Source organism: Pseudomonas sp. yb_2 (assembly GCF_043103905.1).
Taxonomy (GTDB): Bacteria; Pseudomonadota; Gammaproteobacteria; order Pseudomonadales; family Pseudomonadaceae; genus Aquipseudomonas; species Aquipseudomonas alloputida.
On sequence record NZ_JBICKH010000089.1, the window covers coordinates 1 to 17,109 of the forward strand.

Annotated in this window: 15 protein-coding genes and 1 pseudogene; 7 read left to right on the forward strand and 9 right to left on the reverse strand. The window is 62.9% G+C overall.

All coding sequences use genetic code 11. From position 1 onward, the window contains the following. Window positions 1-81 precede the first annotated feature (81 nt). Window positions 82-1,890, forward strand: a complete 1,809-nt coding sequence (locus ACF8FB_RS25085) for an ABC transporter ATP-binding protein/permease (protein WP_049587525.1) — start codon at window positions 82-84, stop codon at window positions 1,888-1,890. 210 nt (window positions 1,891-2,100) lie between these two features. On the opposite strand, the gene ACF8FB_RS25090 is transcribed toward ACF8FB_RS25085, so the two are convergent. Beyond that, window positions 2,101-3,300, reverse strand: coding sequence for an MFS transporter (locus ACF8FB_RS25090; protein WP_392512302.1), 1,200 nt, complete (start codon window positions 3,298-3,300; stop codon window positions 2,101-2,103). A 430-nt stretch (window positions 3,301-3,730) separates the two neighbouring features. Here ACF8FB_RS25090 and ACF8FB_RS25095 point away from each other — a divergent pair, with 430 nt between their 5' ends. Beyond that, entirely contained in the window at window positions 3,731-5,965 is a 2,235-nt protein-coding gene (locus tag ACF8FB_RS25095) for a TonB-dependent siderophore receptor (RefSeq protein ID WP_392512304.1), read from the forward strand. A gap of 126 nt (window positions 5,966-6,091) precedes the next feature. Then, entirely contained in the window at window positions 6,092-6,631 is a 540-nt protein-coding gene (locus ACF8FB_RS25100) for a histidine phosphatase family protein (RefSeq protein WP_049587527.1), read from the forward strand. Between the two features lie 3 nt (window positions 6,632-6,634). Here the strand turns inward: ACF8FB_RS25100 and ACF8FB_RS25105 are convergent, their stop codons facing one another. Together ACF8FB_RS25105 and ACF8FB_RS25110 are read right to left on the reverse strand one after the other, a co-directional pair. Then, entirely contained in the window at window positions 6,635-7,420 is a 786-nt protein-coding gene (locus tag ACF8FB_RS25105) for a sulfite exporter TauE/SafE family protein (RefSeq protein WP_010953220.1), read from the reverse strand. A 124-nt stretch (window positions 7,421-7,544) separates the two neighbouring features. Further along, window positions 7,545-8,138, reverse strand: a complete 594-nt coding sequence (locus ACF8FB_RS25110; RefSeq protein WP_392512310.1) for a helix-turn-helix domain-containing protein — start codon at window positions 8,136-8,138, stop codon at window positions 7,545-7,547. A 114-nt stretch (window positions 8,139-8,252) separates the two neighbouring features. Between ACF8FB_RS25110 and ACF8FB_RS25115 the strand changes: the two genes are divergently transcribed. The 3 genes from ACF8FB_RS25115 (at window position 8,253) to ACF8FB_RS25125 (ending at window position 10,956) form a co-directional block, all read left to right on the forward strand. Further along, the gene (locus tag ACF8FB_RS25115) at window positions 8,253-9,389 is read left to right on the forward strand and encodes an NAD(P)/FAD-dependent oxidoreductase (protein ID WP_392512311.1); all 1,137 of its coding nucleotides are present in this window, start codon (window positions 8,253-8,255) and stop codon (window positions 9,387-9,389) included. A 12-nt stretch (window positions 9,390-9,401) separates the two neighbouring features. Beyond that, window positions 9,402-9,779 carry a RidA family protein gene (locus tag ACF8FB_RS25120; RefSeq protein WP_010953223.1) on the forward strand — a complete coding sequence of 126 codons (378 nt, stop codon included), beginning with the start codon at window positions 9,402-9,404 and terminating at the stop codon, window positions 9,777-9,779. 112 nt (window positions 9,780-9,891) lie between these two features. Then, window positions 9,892-10,956 carry a membrane protein gene (locus ACF8FB_RS25125; RefSeq protein WP_010953224.1) on the forward strand — a complete coding sequence of 355 codons (1,065 nt, stop codon included), beginning with the start codon at window positions 9,892-9,894 and terminating at the stop codon, window positions 10,954-10,956. Between the two features lie 53 nt (window positions 10,957-11,009). Here the strand turns inward: ACF8FB_RS25125 and ACF8FB_RS25130 are convergent, their stop codons facing one another. The 3 genes and pseudogenes from ACF8FB_RS25130 to ACF8FB_RS25140 all read right to left on the reverse strand — a co-directional run bounded on the left by ACF8FB_RS25130 (window position 11,010) and on the right by ACF8FB_RS25140 (window position 13,917). After that, window positions 11,010-11,750, reverse strand: a complete 741-nt coding sequence (locus ACF8FB_RS25130; protein ID WP_370290711.1) for a methyl-accepting chemotaxis protein — start codon at window positions 11,748-11,750, stop codon at window positions 11,010-11,012. A gap of 114 nt (window positions 11,751-11,864) precedes the next feature. After that, window positions 11,865-12,941: pseudogene (gene mcpA, locus ACF8FB_RS25135) on the reverse strand (methyl-accepting chemotaxis protein McpA); the annotation flags it as partial. A gap of 97 nt (window positions 12,942-13,038) precedes the next feature. After that, the gene (locus ACF8FB_RS25140; protein WP_010953226.1) at window positions 13,039-13,917 is read right to left on the reverse strand and encodes a LysR family transcriptional regulator; all 879 of its coding nucleotides are present in this window, start codon (window positions 13,915-13,917) and stop codon (window positions 13,039-13,041) included. A gap of 102 nt (window positions 13,918-14,019) precedes the next feature. On the opposite strand from ACF8FB_RS25140, the gene ACF8FB_RS25145 reads away from it, so the two are divergent. Then, window positions 14,020-14,448, forward strand: coding sequence for a PACE efflux transporter (locus tag ACF8FB_RS25145; protein ID WP_010953227.1), 429 nt, complete (start codon window positions 14,020-14,022; stop codon window positions 14,446-14,448). 39 nt (window positions 14,449-14,487) lie between these two features. On the opposite strand, the gene ACF8FB_RS25150 is transcribed toward ACF8FB_RS25145, so the two are convergent. The 3 genes from ACF8FB_RS25150 to ACF8FB_RS25160 all read right to left on the reverse strand — a co-directional run bounded on the left by ACF8FB_RS25150 (window position 14,488) and on the right by ACF8FB_RS25160 (window position 17,072). Then, entirely contained in the window at window positions 14,488-15,537 is a 1,050-nt protein-coding gene (locus ACF8FB_RS25150; protein WP_010953228.1) for a hypothetical protein, read from the reverse strand. 151 nt (window positions 15,538-15,688) lie between these two features. Further along, the gene (locus ACF8FB_RS25155) at window positions 15,689-16,357 is read right to left on the reverse strand and encodes a GntR family transcriptional regulator (RefSeq protein ID WP_010953229.1); all 669 of its coding nucleotides are present in this window, start codon (window positions 16,355-16,357) and stop codon (window positions 15,689-15,691) included. Between the two features lie 16 nt (window positions 16,358-16,373). Next, the gene (locus ACF8FB_RS25160) at window positions 16,374-17,072 is read right to left on the reverse strand and encodes a FadR/GntR family transcriptional regulator (RefSeq protein ID WP_010953230.1); all 699 of its coding nucleotides are present in this window, start codon (window positions 17,070-17,072) and stop codon (window positions 16,374-16,376) included. Window positions 17,073-17,109: the final 37 nt, after the last annotated feature.

The window sequence follows — 17,109 nt, forward strand, 5'->3', positions numbered from 1 at the left end:
TCATGAAATGTGCGTCATTTATACCTGACGAATGACAGCGTAATGCTACGCTCGCGGAAATACTCAGCACGGATACTTACCATGGAAATGAACTGGCATCAGGCCCTGCAAGAGAGCCTAAGCTGGCTGGCAATCGCCTCGTTCATCACCCTTGTCAGCTTCACTGCAGCCGCAACTCTGGCCGTGCGTTTTACACGCTGGGGCAGCCAGTTCTGGCAGCTTGCCGGGCCCTATTTCAGTTTCAGGCGCAGTTGGCGGCCGTTGCTGGTGTTTGCCCTGCTGCTGGTCCTGACGCTGTTTTCGGTTCGCCTGAACGTGCTGTTTTCGTTTTGGTACAACGGCTTCTACAGCGCCTTGCAGGGCCTTGACCAGGCGGCGTTCTGGTACCTGCTCGGCGTCTTCGCGGTACTGGCCACCATCCATGTGCTGCGCTCGCTGTTCACCTTCTATGTCAGCCAGGCATTCAGTATCAAGTGGCGGGTCTGGCTGACCGAGCGCCTGACCCACGACTGGATGCAGGGCGATGCCTATTACCGTGGCCAGTTCCTTGCCGAGCCAGTGGACAACCCTGACCAGCGTATCGAACTGGACGTTAACGCTTTCGTCACCAACTCAGTCAGCCTTGCCCTGGGCGCAGTCAGTGCGCTGGTTTCACTGGTGGCGTTCACCGGCATCCTCTGGGGGCTGTCAGCACCGTTGACGGTGGCCGGCGTGGAGATCCCTCGGGCGATGGTATTTGCCGTTTACCTGTATGTCATCATCGCCACCTGGGTCGCCTTCCGCCTCGGGCGCCCACTGATCCGGCTTAACTTCCTCAACGAGAAACTCACCGCCAACTTCCGTTACGCGTTGATGCGCCTGCGTGAGAACGCTGAGAACATCGCCTTCTACCAAGGTGCGCAAGTCGAGCGGGGCACGTTGCTCGGCCGTTTTGCTGCCTTGATCGTGAATGTCTGGGCATTGGTGTACCGGAACCTGAAGTTCAGTGGCTTCAACTTGGGTGTCAGTCAGGTTGCTGTTGTGTTTCCGTTCATTCTTCAGGCGCCGCGCTTCTTCAGTGGGGCGATCAAGCTGGGCGACGTCATGCAAACTTCCCAGGCCTTTGGGCAGGTGCAGGATTCTCTGTCGTTCTTCCGTGAGTCGTACGATGCGTTCGCGCAGTACCGCGCGACCCTTGACCGTCTCACCGGCTTTCTCGATGCCAACCAGCAGGCAAGTGCGTTGCCGCGCGTCACCACCGAAGACCAGGCGCATGCGCTGCAGATCACGGGATTGCAGGTGCTGCGCCCGGACGGACATGCCCTTATCGCCGACCTGGACCTGAGCCTGCATGCCGGCCAGGCGTTGTTGATCAAAGGGCCATCGGGCAGTGGTAAAACCACGCTGCTGCGTGCCCTGGCGGGCCTTTGGCCGTATGCCGAAGGCAAGGTCAGGCGGCCAACGGGCCATCAGGCACTGTTCCTGTCGCAACGCCCGTACCTGCCGCTAGGTGACTTGCGTACCGTCATTGCCTACCCGGCAGCCAGCAACCCCAAGGATGAACTGCTCATGCAGCAGGCGTTGCGCCAGGTCAACCTGGCCCATCTCGCCGAGCGTCTGGACGTCAGCTGTGACTGGTCACACATCCTCTCGGTGGGCGAGCAGCAGCGCCTGGCGTTCGCCCGGGTGCTGTTCAACCGGCCACAGGTGGTGTTCCTCGACGAGTCCACCTCGGCAATGGATGAAGGGCTCGAGCATGCCCTGTATGCGTTGTTGCGTTCGGAGATGCCGAGTGCATTGCTGGTCAGTGTCGGCCACCGCAGCACACTGGCAGCGTTCCACACCCACCGGCTTGAGGTGGATGGGCATGGCGGTTGGTCGTTACTGGAGCAGGAGGCTGTGCTGGCCTAGTTCGGCTTGGGGGTGAGATCGCCATCCGGCATCGCGATTAGCTTGGCCCCTTCACTGCGTGCATTGCCGACCTCCTTACTCGAACGCCTTCACCGGCAGGCGGCGCTCCCTGTCCAGACGTTCGGCCTCTGCGGCGGGGGCGTCCGGGTTACAGGATGGAACTGTTCAACCTGCATACGCGGCAGTCGCGAACCGCCAGGTTAGCCAGGTTCAGCGCAGCAGCGTCAGTCCTGCAAGGGTGGTGACGGCAAAACCCGCACCCACCAGGAAGGTGGCCTGGAACCCTGCACGCTCCCACAGCAATCCGGCTACCACGCTGGCTATCAGCAGCGCCGCACCGGTCAGCAGGTTGAACAGGCCGAAGGCGGTACCGCGCAAGTTGGCGGGGGCGCTGTCGGCGATCATGGCAGAGAAGATGCCCTGGCTGAAGCCCAGGTGCAGGCCCCAGGCCGTTACCCCAAAGGCAAGCCCGACCCATCCTGGCAAAAGGGCCAGCAGCAGGTCGGCAGTGATCAGCAGGCCTAGCCCGCCCATCAGCACGCCACGGCGCCCCACTCGGTCCGACAACACGCCGGCAGGGTAGGCCGACAGTGAGTAGGCCATCGCCATCAATACCAGTACCGCCGGCACCCACAGCGGTGTCAGGCCTATGTTCTGAGCCCGCAGCAGCAAGAACGCCTCGCTGAAACGGGCGAGGGTGAACAACGTGGCCAGACCGATCAGGCGCCAATAGACCGGCCCGAGGCGCCGCAGCTCGTGCAGTGCCAACGGTGAGCGCACCGGATGCCCCATCGCTGGGGCCGCAGGTTCGTGAACGAAGGCAATCAGGATATACACCGCCACGAACGCCGGGATAACAGCTACCCAGAACACGGTCTGGAAATGGCTCGCTGTCAACCACATCAATACGATCGCCAGCAATGGCCCGAGGATAGCGCCTACGGTATCGAGCGCCTGACGCAGGCCGAACGCCGCGCCGCGCAGCTCGACCGGCGTAACATCGGCCACCAGCGCATCGCGTGGGCCCCCCCGAATACCCTTGCCGACGCGGTCGACGAAGCGTGCCGCAGTCAGCCACTCAAGTCCGGGAGCCATGGGAAATACCGGCTTCATCAGCGCACTGAGGCCGTAGCCGAGGACTGTCAGCAGCTTGCGTTTACCCAGTCGGTCGCTGAGGGCACCAGAGAACACCTTGGTGAACGATGCGGTCGACTCGGCGATTCCTTCGACAAGCCCCACCGCTATCACCGAAGCGCCGAGCACACTGACCATGTACAGGGGCAGTAGGGCGTGGATCATCTCCGAGGAAATGTCCATCAACATCGACACGAAGCCCAGCGCCCAGATACTGCGGGGCATCTTCGGCGGGCTTTTGGCAGTGTTCGCGCAGCTGTTGTCATCGCCACGCATCTGGTCTCTCCGCAGCGTTGTACGTCGAAACTGTAGATGCCTGCACACAGGATGCAAACTGGATAGGTGGATAGCAGCAACAGCCTGTGGAGATGACGAAACTTTCCATAAATGCAGGGGTGGTTATTCCGTCAGAGAGTGTCTTCGCCCGTTTCGCGGGTAAACCCGCTCCTACAGGCGACCGCGAAGGCTTATCAAATTTAGGGGGCAGTCCGGCGTGGCTCACAAGCTTCGCTGTGGCAAAGATCACGGTTCAGCAAAGTTCAGTAACAAACATGTAAACTTCGTAAATAAGATTTACTCGCATTTGCGATTCTCTATATTTACCACCCCTGTTGGCCGCCAAACTGAGTGCGGGGCCGGTGGGCGAGGGCTCCCGGTTTCCGACAAGGATGTGCCTTTTCGCTCATGAATCGCAGGAGATGTACCCATGCAGTGCAGAACTTCACCCAACAGCCTGGCCCTGGCGTTCGTTGCGCTGGCGTCGCCGTCCATGCTGGCGACCGCGGCAGAGTCCGAGGAGCGGCGTGCGGGTGAGGTCCTGGAAGTGCCCGTCGCCGACAACGCTCTGGTGATCCAGGACACCCTGATCACCGCCGAGCGCGAGGCGCGACAGGCCCTGGGCACGTCGATCATCACGGCCGAAGACATCAAGCGCCACCCGCCGGCCAATGACCTGTCCGACATCATCCGCCGCGAGCCCGGGGTTAACCTGACCGGCAACAGTGCCAGTGGGGCACGCGGAAACAACCGGCAGATCGACCTGCGCGGCATGGGCCCGGAAAACACCTTGATCCTCATCGACGGCAAGCCATCCAGCGCGCGCAACGCCGTACGCTATGGCTGGAACGGTGACCGTGATACTCGGGGTGAAACCAACTGGGTGCCGGCCGAAGCGGTCGAGCGCATCGAAATCCTGCGTGGCCCGGCCGCCGCACGCTATGGCTCTGGCGCCATGGGCGGGGTGGTCAACATCATCACCAAGCGCCCTTCCGACGAGCTGAAAGGCAGCGTCAGCCTGTACACGCAGCTGCCGGAAGACAGCGCAGAGGGCGCCAGCCGCCGAGCCAACTTCAACCTCGGTGGCGGCCTGACCGATAACCTGGGTTTGCGCCTGTACGGCGGCCTGGCCAAGACTGACGCCGACGATCTGGACATCAACGCCGGGCATGCCACCAGCGCCCTGGTAGCGGGGCGGGAAGGCGTTCGCAACAAGGACATCAACGGCCTGCTGAGCTGGAAACTGAACGACGAGCACCGCCTCGAAGCCAGTGCCGGCTACAGCCGTCAGGGCAACATTTTTGCCGGCGACACCATGAACAGCAACGGCGGCGGAGATGTCGACTTCGTCTCCAGCCTCTACGGCCACGAAACCAACGTGATGCAGCGCAGTACTTATGACCTGACCCACCTCGGTGATTTCACCTGGGGTACCAGCAAGACCACGCTGGCCTACGAATACGTACGCAACTGGCGGCTTAACGAGGGCTTGGCTGGCCGCACCGAAGGTGCCCCAAGCAACGAAGGGGGAGCCATGTCACGTTTACGCAACACACGCCTGAGCAGTGAGGTGAACCTGCCGTTCGCCATGGGCAGCACAGACCATGTGCTTACCTTGGGCGGCGAGTACCTGTACGAAACCCTCAATGACCAAGGTTCGTTGCGCCCGCAAAGCTCCGACCCCACCAACAATGACGGCCTTGTCGGCTTCGATCGCAGCAGCTCGAAGATGACCGCACGCAGCTATGCGCTGTTTGTCGAAGACAACATCATCGTTGGCGACACCACCCTTACGCCGGGCCTGCGTTTCGACCACCATGAAACCTTCGGTGACAACTTCAGCCCCAGCCTGAACCTGTCGCACAAGCTCACCGAAGCGCTGTCGGTAAAAGGCGGCATCGCCCGTGCCTACAAGGTTCCGAACCTGTACCAGTCCAACCCCAACTACCTGCTGTACAGCCGCGGTAATGGCTGCAGCGTGCAACAGACCAACAATGGTGGCTGTTACCTGCAGGGCAACGCCGACCTCAAGCCCGAGATCAGCGTCAACAAGGAAATCGGCCTGCTGTACGACCGTGGTACCTGGCGCACCAGTGCCACCTACTTCCGCAACGACTATAAGAACAAGATCATCGGTGATACCGATGTGCTTTACACCATTGGTACCGGCAGCCGCGTGACGCAGTGGGACAACGCTGGCAAGGCGCGGGTGGAAGGTGTCGAAGGCAACTTCTTCATCGAGTTGGCCCCGACCCTGGACTGGAACACCAACCTGACGTGGATGCTCGACAACGATAATCGCGAAACGGGCGAGCCGCTGTCGGTGATCCCGGAATACACCGTCAACACCAGCCTCGACTGGCGCGCCACCGAGCAACTGTCATTCCAGCTGGCGGGTACATACTTCGGCAAGCAGAAATCGCCGACCTACGATTACCGCACCCAGCAGGACTACGACAAGACCGCCCAGCAGGACGTCGAGGCCTATGGCCTGGTGGACGTGAGTGCCGGGTACAAGTTCAATGCCAACTACGACGTGCGGGTAGGCGTGAACAACGTCTTCGACAAGCAGATCCTGCGCGGCGGCAACGCCAGTAGCTCGGGGGCAAACACGTATAACCAGCCGGGCAGGGCGGTGTTTGCTGCGCTGAATATCAACTTCTGATCCCAAGGGCCGCCCTGCGGCCCAATCGCGGTTCAATCGGGTCGCGAATGGCCGACGACATTCTTGCAGCCAAACGTCTCGCAGCGTGCTAAACCATGCACCCCAGCCCGCTGCGAGAAATGCCTGGTGAAAGCCATCCGCCTGACCCTGATCTGCCATGCCCTGACCCAGGCCCAGAAGAACGGGCGCCTGCACCATACGGATGACGGCATCCTGCCGCTAGCCCATCAGTCAGACGCCGACCGTTCAGGCGTGCAACTGCTGAGTGCGCCAGAGCGGCGGGCTTGCGAGACGGCAGCGTGGTTAACGGGGGCAGTACAGATCGAGCCAGGTTTGGCCGATTGCGACCTTGGGCGTTGGCAAGGTGTGTCGTTGAAGCAACTACAAGCCGAGCAACCGCAGGCGTTGGCCGAATGGCTGCAGGATCCGGCCAGTGCCGTGCATGGTGGTGAGTCGTTCGCTGCGCTATGCCAGCGCCAGGCCGCCTGGCTGGCGGCCTTCGACAGGCCGGGTGACTGGCTGGCGGTGACCCACCCGATGGTCATGCGCGCCATGCTGGTACAGGTGCTTGGGTGTCCGATGAGTGCCGGGCAGCGTATCGACGTGCTGCCGCTGTCACGTCTGCAATTGAGCTTTACCGGGCAGTGGCGGTTGCGCCTGGGCTAAGGCTCAGAACGCCAGCTTGTAACCGATCAGCAGCAGCATCGTTGCCAGGCAAGGGCGCAGCACGCGGTCGGAGATCCGCCCGGTGAGGTGGCTACCCAGGTAGATGCCTGGCAGCGAGCCCAGCAGCAGGTAGCCCAGCAGCGACCAATCCATGTTGCCCATGCCCGCGTGGCCCAGGCCCGCTACCAAGGTCAGTGGCACGGCGTGGGCAATTTCGGTACCGACCAGGCGACGGGTGACCAGGAACGGGTACAGCAGGAACAGCGCCACCGTACCCAGGGCGCCAGCACCGATGGAGGTGAGGGTGACCATTATTCCAAGCACCACGCCGGTCAGCACTGTGAGGATGTTCAGGCTGCGGTCGCTGAGGTGATAGTGATCACCGGCATGGCGGCTGGCGAAGGCCTGCAGGCGCGATTTGAACAGGATGGCCAGGGCGGTCAGGATCAGCACCACCGCCAGGCCTTGCTTGATGATGGCGTTGAGCGCCGAGGTATCGGTGTGCAGGGTGCTGAGGAACCACAGGGTCAGCGCCGCTGCGGGCACGCTGCCCAGGCTGAGCAGGCCGGTGATCTTCCAGTCGATGTTCTTGTTGCGCGCATGCACCCAGACGCCACTGGCCTTGGTGATCGCTGCATACAGCAGGTCGGTGCCGACAGCGGTCGCCGGGTGGATGCCAAACCACAAAAGGATCGGGGTCATCAGCGAGCCGCCACCGACGCCGGTCATACCGACGATGAAGCCCACGACCAGGCCAGCAATGGTGAAACCGAAAGAACCTACATCCATACGCTACTCGACTGCCCAACTTTGCCCGTTATCGGATGCCAGTCAGCATATAGATTTTTTTATAGCCAAATAGACTTGTTCGTTATTAGGTTATAACCAGGCTTGCCTCGGCAGGCGCAGCGGATCAACGATCGGTCATCACTACCATGACATGGGCATCACCACCGTCATCGCTTTCCGACAGGTAGATGTGCCCCACCTGGCTGTCGAAATACGCAGTCTCCTGCGGCCCGATGCTGACCGCTTCTCCGGTCTCGAACTCGATGCGCACGCGCCCGCTCAGCACCAGCGCGAACTCTTGCCCGGGGTGGCGGATAAAATCGTCGAACTGGCCGCGTTCCCGGGCAATGATGCGGGCATAGGCCGGTGTCATGCGTCGTGCGGGGAAATTCCCGGCAATCGGATAATAGTCGTAGGTGCCGGTCGAATAACCCGCCGCTGCGGGCAGTGAGTCGACCACCACGGTCACCGGCACCGGGGCACTGACCGTGCCGCTGGCGCGGAACAGCTGGGCAATATCGACATTCAGCGCCCGCGCAGCAGCGGCCAGTTTTTCATAGCTGACCGACACCTGTGCCAGTTCCATCTTCGACAACGTGGACAGCGGCACGCCACTGGCTTCGGACAATTGCTTGAGGGTCATCTGGCGCGCCTTGCGCACCTGGCGCAGGCGCTGGCCGACGACGGCACGGTCAAGCTGGGGAAGAGCTGCGGGCATTCAGGGATCTCGGCATGCGGCGGTGGTCGGGCATCTTACCTTGGACCCTTGCGCATTTCTAAATTCTCATATATTAGAATTCTCATAAATGATAATTGCCTGGCAGGAGCGTGCATGACCCCGACCTACGACACCCTGATCATCGGTGCTGGCATCGCCGGCGCCTCGCTGGGCTACCGCCTGGCCGGCCAGCAGCGTGTGCTGCTGGTCGAGCGTGAATCGCAGCCTGGCTACCATTCCACCGGGCGTTCGGCGGCCATGTTCATGGAGGCTTACGGCACCCCACAGATCCAGGCACTGACCCGCGCCAGCCGGGCCTTCTACGAAGCGCCACCGCAGGGCTTCTGCGAGCACCCGCTGCTGGAGCCGCGAGGCTGTCTGTATGTGGCCAGCCTGGAGCAGCGGGAACTGCTTGAGCAAACTTTCGCGCAGAACCTGGCCAATGGCACAGAAGTCACCCTGCTGGACCGGGACGCGGCCTTGGCACTGATACCCAGCCTGCGTGGCGAAACCCTGGCCGGCGCGGTGCTTGAGCCAGGTGCGATGGACCTTGACGTACATGCCTTGCACCAAGGCTTCTTGCGTGGTTATCGCACTGCCGGCGGTGAACTGCGCTGCAACGCCGAGCTGATCCAGGCCTGCTACCTGGACGACGTGTGGCAGGTGGAGTTGGCTGATGGCCGCCGCCTGCAGGCCCGATGTCTGGTCAATGCTGCAGGTGCCTGGGCGGACCGTGTGGCCGAGCAGTGCGGGGTGGCGCGCATCGGTTTGCAACCGTGCCGTCGTAGCGCCTTCACCTTCCCTGGTCCGGCAGAGCAGGACTTTACTCGCTGGCCTGCGGTGATTGGTGTCGATGAAAGCTTCTACTTCAAGCCTGATGCCGGCCAACTATTGGGGTCGCCAGCCAATGCCGACCCGGTTGAGCCCCAGGATGCCGCGCCCGAGGAGTTCGACGTGGCCTTGGGTATTTACAACATTGAAGCCATGACCACCCTGGCGATCCGCCGCCCGAGCCACACCTGGGCCGGGTTGCGTTCGTTCGTTGCCGACGGCGACCTGGTGATCGGTTTCGATGCGCATGCCCCCGCGTTTTTCTGGCTGGCGGCCCAGGGGGGCTATGGCATCCAGTCGGCAGCGGGCGCCTCGCGCCTGGCCGCCGACCTGCTACTGGGCCAGCCGTTGTGTGCCAGCCTTGTCAGCCAGGGCGTGGCGCCCGAGCGCCTGTCCCCGGCCCGTTTCCAGCAACCCTGAAAGGAGCATCCCATGAGCAATGACATTCAGCGTTTCCCCAGCAGCCTGCCGTTCCCGTTTTCCCGCGCGGTAAAGGCCGGTGGCTTTCTGTTCCTCTCCGGGCAGGTGCCGATGAGCGCCGGCGGCGAAGTGGTGCGCGGTGATATCCAGACCCAGACCCGTGCTGCCTGCGAGCGTATCGCCGAAAGCCTGGCGGCCTGTGGCGCGCGTTTCGACCAGGTGGTGAAGGTCACGGTCTGGCTGTCGGACATGCGCCATTTCGCCGGCTTCAACGAGGTGTACAAGGCGTTCTTCGGCGCGGCGCTACCGGTGCGTTCCACCGTGGCCTCGGCGTTGGCCCTGGGCGTGGATGTGGAGATCGAAGTGCAGGCGTTCGTCGGCGACGCCTGACCGGGCAAAGAGCCCGTGTAGAGGCGACCTTGTGTCGCGATGGGCTGCAAGGCCGCCCCTACGACCGGTATGCGACGGCGATGACAAAACAACAATAAATCCAGAGGTTCACATGCAAGAGCAGCTGAAGATCGCCGGCGCATTTGTCGGCGTGATCGTGGGGGCGGGGTTCGCTTCAGGGCGGGAACTGTTGTTGTTCTTTGTCGATTTCGGTGTGTGGGGCTTGGCTGGCGCGCTGGTCAGCGCCGCCTTGTTCACCTTTCTCGGCATGGCGCTGGCGGGGCTGGGCAATCGTCAGCAGGCCACCTCGCACAAGGATGTGATTTTGGCCATCTGCGGCCGTCACCTGGGCATGTTCGTCGACTGGTTGATCACCTTTTTCATGTTCGCCGTCACCGTGGTCATGCTGGCTGGCGGTGGAGCATTGCTGGAGCAGCAGTTCGGCATCCCGGCCTTGACCGGCAGTGTGCTGGTGACGCTGGTGGTGGTCGGTATCGTGTGCCTGGACGTGCGCAAGATGATGCTTGCAATTGGCGCCATCACACCCTTGCTGATCCTGGTGGCTTCGGCGATAGCGCTGTATGCCGTGATCACCCGCGAGCAGAGCTTTGCTGCGCTCGATCAGGTGGCCAGCCAGCAACAGGCCGGCACCCGCCATTGGCTGCTGGGTGCGTTCTTGTATGTGTCGTATAACATCGTCGCGGGTGCGCCGATCCTGGCTATTCTGGGCGGTTCGGCCAAGGGTGAGAAAGCCGCGGTGTGGGGAGGCCTGCTCGGTGGCGCGGCGCTAGGCGGCCTGATGCTGGTGATGAGTGCCGGGCTGCTGTCGCGCCTGGACAGTGTGGCCGACCAGCCGATGCCGATGCTGTCGATTGCCAACGAAGTGTCACCACTGCTGGGGCTGGTGATGTGCCTGATCATCTTCGGCATGATCGTCAACACCGCGGTGGGCACGCTGTTTTCCTTCCTCTCGCGGCTGTTGCCGGCGGGCACGACGAAGTTCCGCTGGGGCTCGGTGGTGACCGGGGTGGTGGCGCTCGGCTGTAGCCTGGTGGGGTTCATCAGCCTGGTGGGTGAGGTGTACCCGTTCTTCGGTTACCTGGGCTTTGTGCTGATGACGGCGGTATTGCTGGCCTGGGTACGGCGGGGCAGGGCTGCGAAGGCGGTGGCGGCATAAGGGGCTGGTACAGGCGACAACAGGCATAGGCCGTTGCCGCCTGAACCCGGCGTTTAAATCCTGAAGCTGCCCACCAACTGCTTCAAACGCCCAGCCTGCTGGGCCAGCTGGTCGCAATGGCGCAGGGTCTCGTTGAGGTTCTCCACCCCCTGCTGGTTCAGGGCGTTGATCTGGGTGATGTCCAGGTTGAGGCTCTCGACCACGGCGGTCTGTTCTTCGGTCGCTGTCGCCACCGACTGGTTCATGCCATCGATTTCGCCAATGCGCTGGGTGACGCTGGCCAGGCGTTCGCCGGCCTGGTTGGCCACCTGCACGGTCTGTTCGCTGGAAACCTGGCTGGTGTTCATGGTATGCACCGCTTCGCGCGAGCCCACCTGCAGGCTGGTGATCATGCGGTGGATTTCTTCCGCCGACTCCTGGGTACGGTGCGCCAGGTTGCGCACCTCGTCGGCCACCACGGCAAAGCCACGGCCGGCTTCACCGGCACGGGCCGCTTCGATGGCGGCGTTCAGTGCCAGCAGGTTGGTCTGCTGAGAAATGCCCTTGATCACGTCGAGGATCTTGCCGATTTCGTCGGTGCTGGCGTTGAGCGTTTCGATCTGCGCGCACGACTCGCTGATCCGTTGCGACAGGGCAGTCATGGCGCTGATGGCTTCTTCAACCACTTCACGGCCACCGTGCGCCTGTTCGCTGGCACCGCTGGCATGTTGTGAAGCATCTGCGGCGTTGCGGGCGATTTCCTGGGTGGCGGCGCCCAGTTCGTTGATGGCCGCAGCGACGCTGTTGGTGCGCATGCTCTGTTCTTCAGACCCGATGATCGACGCATTGGACGCGCTGACCACTTTCTCCGAAAGGTCATGCACCAGGCGGGTGGCCGAGGACACTTCGCTGATCGAGGCATGGATACGTTCGACAAAACGGTTGAACGAGGTAGCCAGTTCGCCGAACTCGTCCTTGTTCTGCACGGCCAGGCGGCGGGTAAGGTCACCTTCACCCTCGGCGATGTCGCGCATGGCGCGGCCCATGGTGGTCAGCGGGCTCATCAGCACCGGAATCAGCAGGCCGAGCAGGCCGGCGATGGCTGCCACGGCAATCAGCATGGCAATGATCGCCGAGGTGCGGAACTGGCTGAGCGCGGCATAGGCCTTGTCCCTGTCGATCGACAGCCCGATGTACCACTGCGCCGAAGGCAGGCCGGCCACCGGGGCGAACGAGATGATGCGGTCCTGGCCGTCGAGGGTGACATCCTGCATGCCGGCGGCCACCCGCAGGTTGCTGCCTGGGTAGATGTCCTTGAGGTTCTTCATCACCTGGTCTTTATTGGGGCTGACGATCACCTGGCCATTGGCGTCGGCCAGGAAGGCGTGACCGATGCCGCCGAAGTCGACCGAGTTGATGATCTCGACGAGGGTGTCGAGGGTCACGTCACCGCCGACTACACCGATCAGTTCGCCATTGCGCTTGCTCTTCACCGGCGTGGCGATGGTCACCATCAGGCCACCGACTGCACCCTGGTACGGGGCGGTCAGCACGGTCTGCCCGGCGTTGGCGGCGGCGCCATACCAAGGGCGCTGGCGCGGGTCGTAACCGGCGGGCATCTGGGCATCCGGGCGCTGGGTGAATTCGCCGTTGGCCTGGCCCAGGTAGGTGAACAGGAAATTACGCGTGTAGGACGGCTGCTCGATCAGCCCTGCCAGGGTGTCGCCGGCGCCTTGCTGGCCGATGTCCTGGGCCAGGTTCTCCAGCACCAGAATGCGCCCGCTCATCCAGTTCTGCACACTGCTGGCGGTCAGTGCACCGGACTGCTGCACCGAGGCTTCGATATTCTGGCGGATGGTATTGCGTTGCAGGTAGTCGTTGTAGAGCGTGAACAGGGCAAATGCCAAAACCACGACGCCGCAGGCGCTGAGCAGGATCTTGTGGCGAAATTTCAGGTTCATGTTTCGAGACCTTGAGCCAATGAGGGGAGGGCGCAGCGCGCTCATGACGCGGTGCGGGGCCTATCGACCGAGATATCGGCTTGAGGGGTAAAAGATTGAAGTGCTTAGGGAAAATTCTTACAGACGTTTCGACGGACGGCAGTCACGGATCAGCCAGCTGCTCGATCAGCAGGCGTGCAGCCTGCTGCAGCGGCTGTTGTTTGCGCCACAGGATATGCACGGGCAGTTGCAATTCGTTGCGTGTATTACGGAATTCCAGGCGCACCAGACGCCCGCTGGCCAGCAGCGGGGCGACCCGCGACAACGGCAGATCTCCCCAGCCCAAGCCAGCTTCAACCATCTGCAGCGCCAGGTCGAAGCTGTCGGTGGACCAGTGTGTGGCGCCGATCAGCGGGCGAGGGTCAGCCAGAGGCAGATCGCGGCTGCGCACCAGAATCTGACGCACCTGGGTCAGGTCCTCAAGGTCGTGGATACGCCCCTCACGCAGGGCCGGGTGGGCCGGCGACAGGGTGGCTACCAGCGACTCCATGCCGATGTGCTGGAAGCCGCGGCGGGCATCGACCTGCAGGCCGGCAAAGGCTACGCAGAGGTCGGCACGGCCGCTGTCCAGCAAGTGCAGGGCTTCTTCCTGCGGGGCGCTGAGCAGGGCAATATCCAGCAATGGGTGGCGCTTACCTAGGTTGGCGATGGCCGCCAGCAGCGGGCGGTGATCGATGTCGGGTGCCACTGCCAGGGTCAGGCTGCTCTCCAGCCCTTGGGACAGCTCCAGAGCATGAACCTGCAGCAGCCCCAGTTGTTCGGCAATCAGCCTGGCGTGTGGCTCCAGGGCCAAGGCCTGTGCGGTTGGGCGAACTTCACGCGGGCCACGTTCGAACAGGCTGTAGCCAAGTTCTGCTTCAAGGTTGCCAATGGCCATGCTCACGGCTGAAGGCACGCGCTTGAGGGCGCGCGCTGCGGCAGAAAACGAACCGTGGTCGAGCACGGCCAGAAACAGCTGGATGTTGTCGCTGGAAAAGTTCATGGCAGCCTCCTGTCAGTTGATCTGACAGCTGCTGACTTTTGCTGTCAAGTGCGTTGAAGCATGATCGCCCCCATCGCTTTTTGTCTTTGGAGGTAACCCCGGGTGCAGGGATTGAAACGCAAGTTGGTCTACGTGACGTTCTATGAACTGATCGGGCTGTGCATGTCGACCCTCGGGCTGGCCTACCTGTCAGATACGCAGGCGTCGCATACCGGGCCGCTGGCGGTGATGATCACCACCATCGCCATGCTCTGGAACCTGATCTACAACACCCTGTTCGAGTACTGGGAGAGCGGCCAGGCCAAGCGTGGGCGCAGCGTGGCGCGGCGGGTGGTGCATGCCATCGGCTTCCAGTTGACCCTGGTGGTGTACCTGATTCCGCTAATTGCCTGGTGGCTGGACATGACATTGCTGGAAGCGCTGCTGGTGGATATGGCGTTCATCATCCTGGTGCCGTGCTACACCTTTGCCTACAACTGGGCGTTTGATCGTGTGTTTGGCTTGCCAAGCTCTGCCCTTGCCACAGCTTGATACAGCCTTGCGCTGCGAAAACGCCGGCACAGGCCGCCACTAAGGTGGCAGGCGAATGATCAAAGGCGCCTGCTGCTGCTCGACCTGCTGCTCCACCGGCCGCGGCGCACTGGCCAGCAAGCTGTCCTCAACCTGCCCCGACAGGTAATAGACCCCCGCCATGGCCCCGCTCTGGCGGTTCTCCATCAACTCCTGCCATTCCTGGTTCAACGCCACGTTCAGGATCACCCGCAGTTGTTCGACCATCTGCGGGTGGTCACGGTCATGGGTCATCACCCCGTAACCGGCTGCGGCAATCGAAATCATCGCCCCTGCCACCTTGCCCACTGCCGATGCCACGGCACTGGCGATCCCGCGTGGGGCCAGGGTGGCGCCAAGCTTTTCGCTGGCCTGGGTGGCCACCGAGTTGAGCCCGACATCGGTCCGGCCAGGGCCTTTGCTGGCCTGCTGATGCAAGTGCTGGCGCATGGCTTGCCAGGCCGGCTGCTGGTCCAGTGACTTGGCCCGCAGCAGCTGATACAGGCTGGCATTGCGCGCATCCGGTGGCCCCAGGGCGATGGCGGGGATACGGTTGAGGCGCTGGCTGAACTGCTCGGGCGGCGCGTTGTACCGGCTGATGATCGCCGGCAGTTGCTGGACGAGCAGTTGCAGGTACAGTTCGCAGGCGCGGTCGCGGATGCCCTCGGGGTTGATCTGCTCGGCCACCGGCTCGATCACCCGCGCGCGATACTGCTCCTGCAGGTACAGGGCCAGGCGTTTTTCTGCCGGTTCCCGACCCTCGCCACTGTCGAGCTTGTACCAGGCCACCTTGAGGGTCAGCCACTGCTGGGTCCAGTAACCCGTGAACCAGGGGATGAAGTCGCGCTCGGTGCGTTGTTGCACCTGCTCCTTCCACACCCGCATGGAGCGCCGGGCATAGTCGTTGGCCGAGCCGGCGGCACCGACCGAGGCATCGATCAGTTCCTGGTCGATGCGTTGCCAGGCCGCGGGGGTGAGTATTGTGGGCGGCGGCGGGGCAGGGGGGCGCTTGCTCGCACAACCGCCGAGGGCCAGCAGAAGGCAGAGCAACAGGAGGACTCGAGAACTCACGCGACCGCCTCCCTGGTAGAGGCTGGGGGGGTTCTCGAAGTATAGGGTGGGGTTGTTGGGGCTGCTTTGCAGCCCATCGCCCGCTCAGCAGCGCTGCAAATGGTTGCGTGAGCGCGGCCTGCGTCAGAACGATCGCGTCAGCCTGGTCGGGTTATTCCAGGTCCAGCTTTTCTTCCAGTCGGTCAAGGTGCCTGTGCATCAACTCCAGGGCCGCTTCGGCATCACCTTGCTCCACGGCATCGATGATTGCCGCATGCTCTTCCCACGCGCAGTGATCGCAGCAAGGCGATTCGTAGCGAGCGATGATCAGCGAGGTCATCGGCACCAGTCCATTGAGAAATCGCGCCAGTGGCGCATTGGCCGCCACCTGCGCCAGTTTCAGATGGAACTCGCCGCCCAGGCGGATCGCCGCGCAGCGTTCGCCACGCTCATGGTGCTGGCGCTCGCGCTCCACCAGTTGCCGTAGCTGGCGTACCTGCGCCGGCCGGGCGCGTTGCGCGGCCAGGGTGATCAGTGTGGTTTCGGCCAGACGCCGGGCACTGAGCACCTGACGTGCCTGGTCCGGGTCAGGCGCAGCCAGATGCGCGGTGTGGCTGGGGCGCTGTACCACCACCTGCTGGTCGGACAGGCGCCCGAGCACACGGCGGATCACCGTGCGGCTGACACCAAAGGCATGGCCCAGCGCCTGTTCGGGCAACAGACTGCCCGGTGGCAGGCGCTGTTCGAGAATGGCGTCGAACAGCCTTGGATAAATCTGCTCGGCCGACAGGCGGGTTTCGCCGGCCGCGAGCAGGGTAGGCAAGTGGGGGACGGCGTTCATGGGCACTCTCCTGAGGTCATGGATGCGGATGTTCGTCCGGGATATTCAGCGCGATACCCATGCGCAGCCCTTCGGCCACGATGTGCTGACGCATCTGGGCACTGGCCTGGGCGCTGCTGCGTTCGCGAATGGCGCGCACCACCGCTTCGTTTTCCTTCAGCCGCGCGGCCAGGTGCTCGGGCGAGTTGCGCAGCATGTCGGCGCTTTGCTTCAGGGCATTGCCGGTCTGCTGCACCACGCTCTGGAAAATCGGGTTGGTGGTCAGGGCGAACAGCGCCTCATGGAAGGCAATGTAGGCTTTGACCCCGGCCTCGCTGTCATCGGCCTCCAGCGCTTCGCGCATGTCCATCAAGGTCAGGCGCAACTGGCCGATGTCCTGGCTGTTGGCCGACTGCGCCACCAGGCCGACGATGAACGGTTCGAGTGTGTAGCGCAGTTCCAGCACGTCGGCCAGGCTGGCCGCAGCACTGGTTTCCACGCCCGACGGCTGGGCATCGGCATCGAGCACCAACACGCCCTTGCCGGGTAACGAGCGCACCAGGCCCAGTGTTTCCAGCACGGTTACCGCTTCGCGCAGGCTGGGGCGGCTGATGCCCAGTTGTTCGGCCAGTTCGCGCTGGCCTGGTAGCATGTCGCCGGTGCGCCATTGGCCGCGGGCCAGGGCCTGGCGGAGTTTTTCCACCACTGAGTTGACGACGGTTGATGAGCTGATCACGGTTCGCTCCTGGAAGGGCCGGCGTCATGCCGGCCAC

What these genes read in the sequence shown, in the direction of transcription:
- ACF8FB_RS25115 (WP_392512311.1), top strand. Translation starts at nt 8,253, where the DNA reads ATGACCCCGACCTACGACACCCTGATCATCGGTGCTGGCATCGCCGGC.
- ACF8FB_RS25095 (WP_392512304.1), top strand. Translation starts at nt 3,731, where the DNA reads ATGCAGTGCAGAACTTCACCCAACAGCCTGGCCCTGGCGTTCGTTGCG.
- ACF8FB_RS25120 (WP_010953223.1), top strand. Translation starts at nt 9,402, where the DNA reads ATGAGCAATGACATTCAGCGTTTCCCCAGCAGCCTGCCGTTCCCGTTT.
- ACF8FB_RS25130 (WP_370290711.1), bottom strand. Translation starts at nt 11,750, where the DNA reads ATGCGCACCAACAGCGTCGCTGCGGCCATCAACGAACTGGGCGCCGCC.
- ACF8FB_RS25110 (WP_392512310.1), bottom strand. Translation starts at nt 8,138, where the DNA reads ATGCCCGCAGCTCTTCCCCAGCTTGACCGTGCCGTCGTCGGCCAGCGC.
- ACF8FB_RS25155 (WP_010953229.1), bottom strand. Translation starts at nt 16,357, where the DNA reads ATGAACGCCGTCCCCCACTTGCCTACCCTGCTCGCGGCCGGCGAAACC.
- ACF8FB_RS25085 (WP_049587525.1), top strand. Translation starts at nt 82, where the DNA reads ATGGAAATGAACTGGCATCAGGCCCTGCAAGAGAGCCTAAGCTGGCTG.
- ACF8FB_RS25125 (WP_010953224.1), top strand. Translation starts at nt 9,892, where the DNA reads ATGCAAGAGCAGCTGAAGATCGCCGGCGCATTTGTCGGCGTGATCGTG.
- ACF8FB_RS25090 (WP_392512302.1), bottom strand. Translation starts at nt 3,300, where the DNA reads ATGCGTGGCGATGACAACAGCTGCGCGAACACTGCCAAAAGCCCGCCG.
- ACF8FB_RS25140 (WP_010953226.1), bottom strand. Translation starts at nt 13,917, where the DNA reads ATGAACTTTTCCAGCGACAACATCCAGCTGTTTCTGGCCGTGCTCGAC.
- ACF8FB_RS25105 (WP_010953220.1), bottom strand. Translation starts at nt 7,420, where the DNA reads ATGGATGTAGGTTCTTTCGGTTTCACCATTGCTGGCCTGGTCGTGGGC.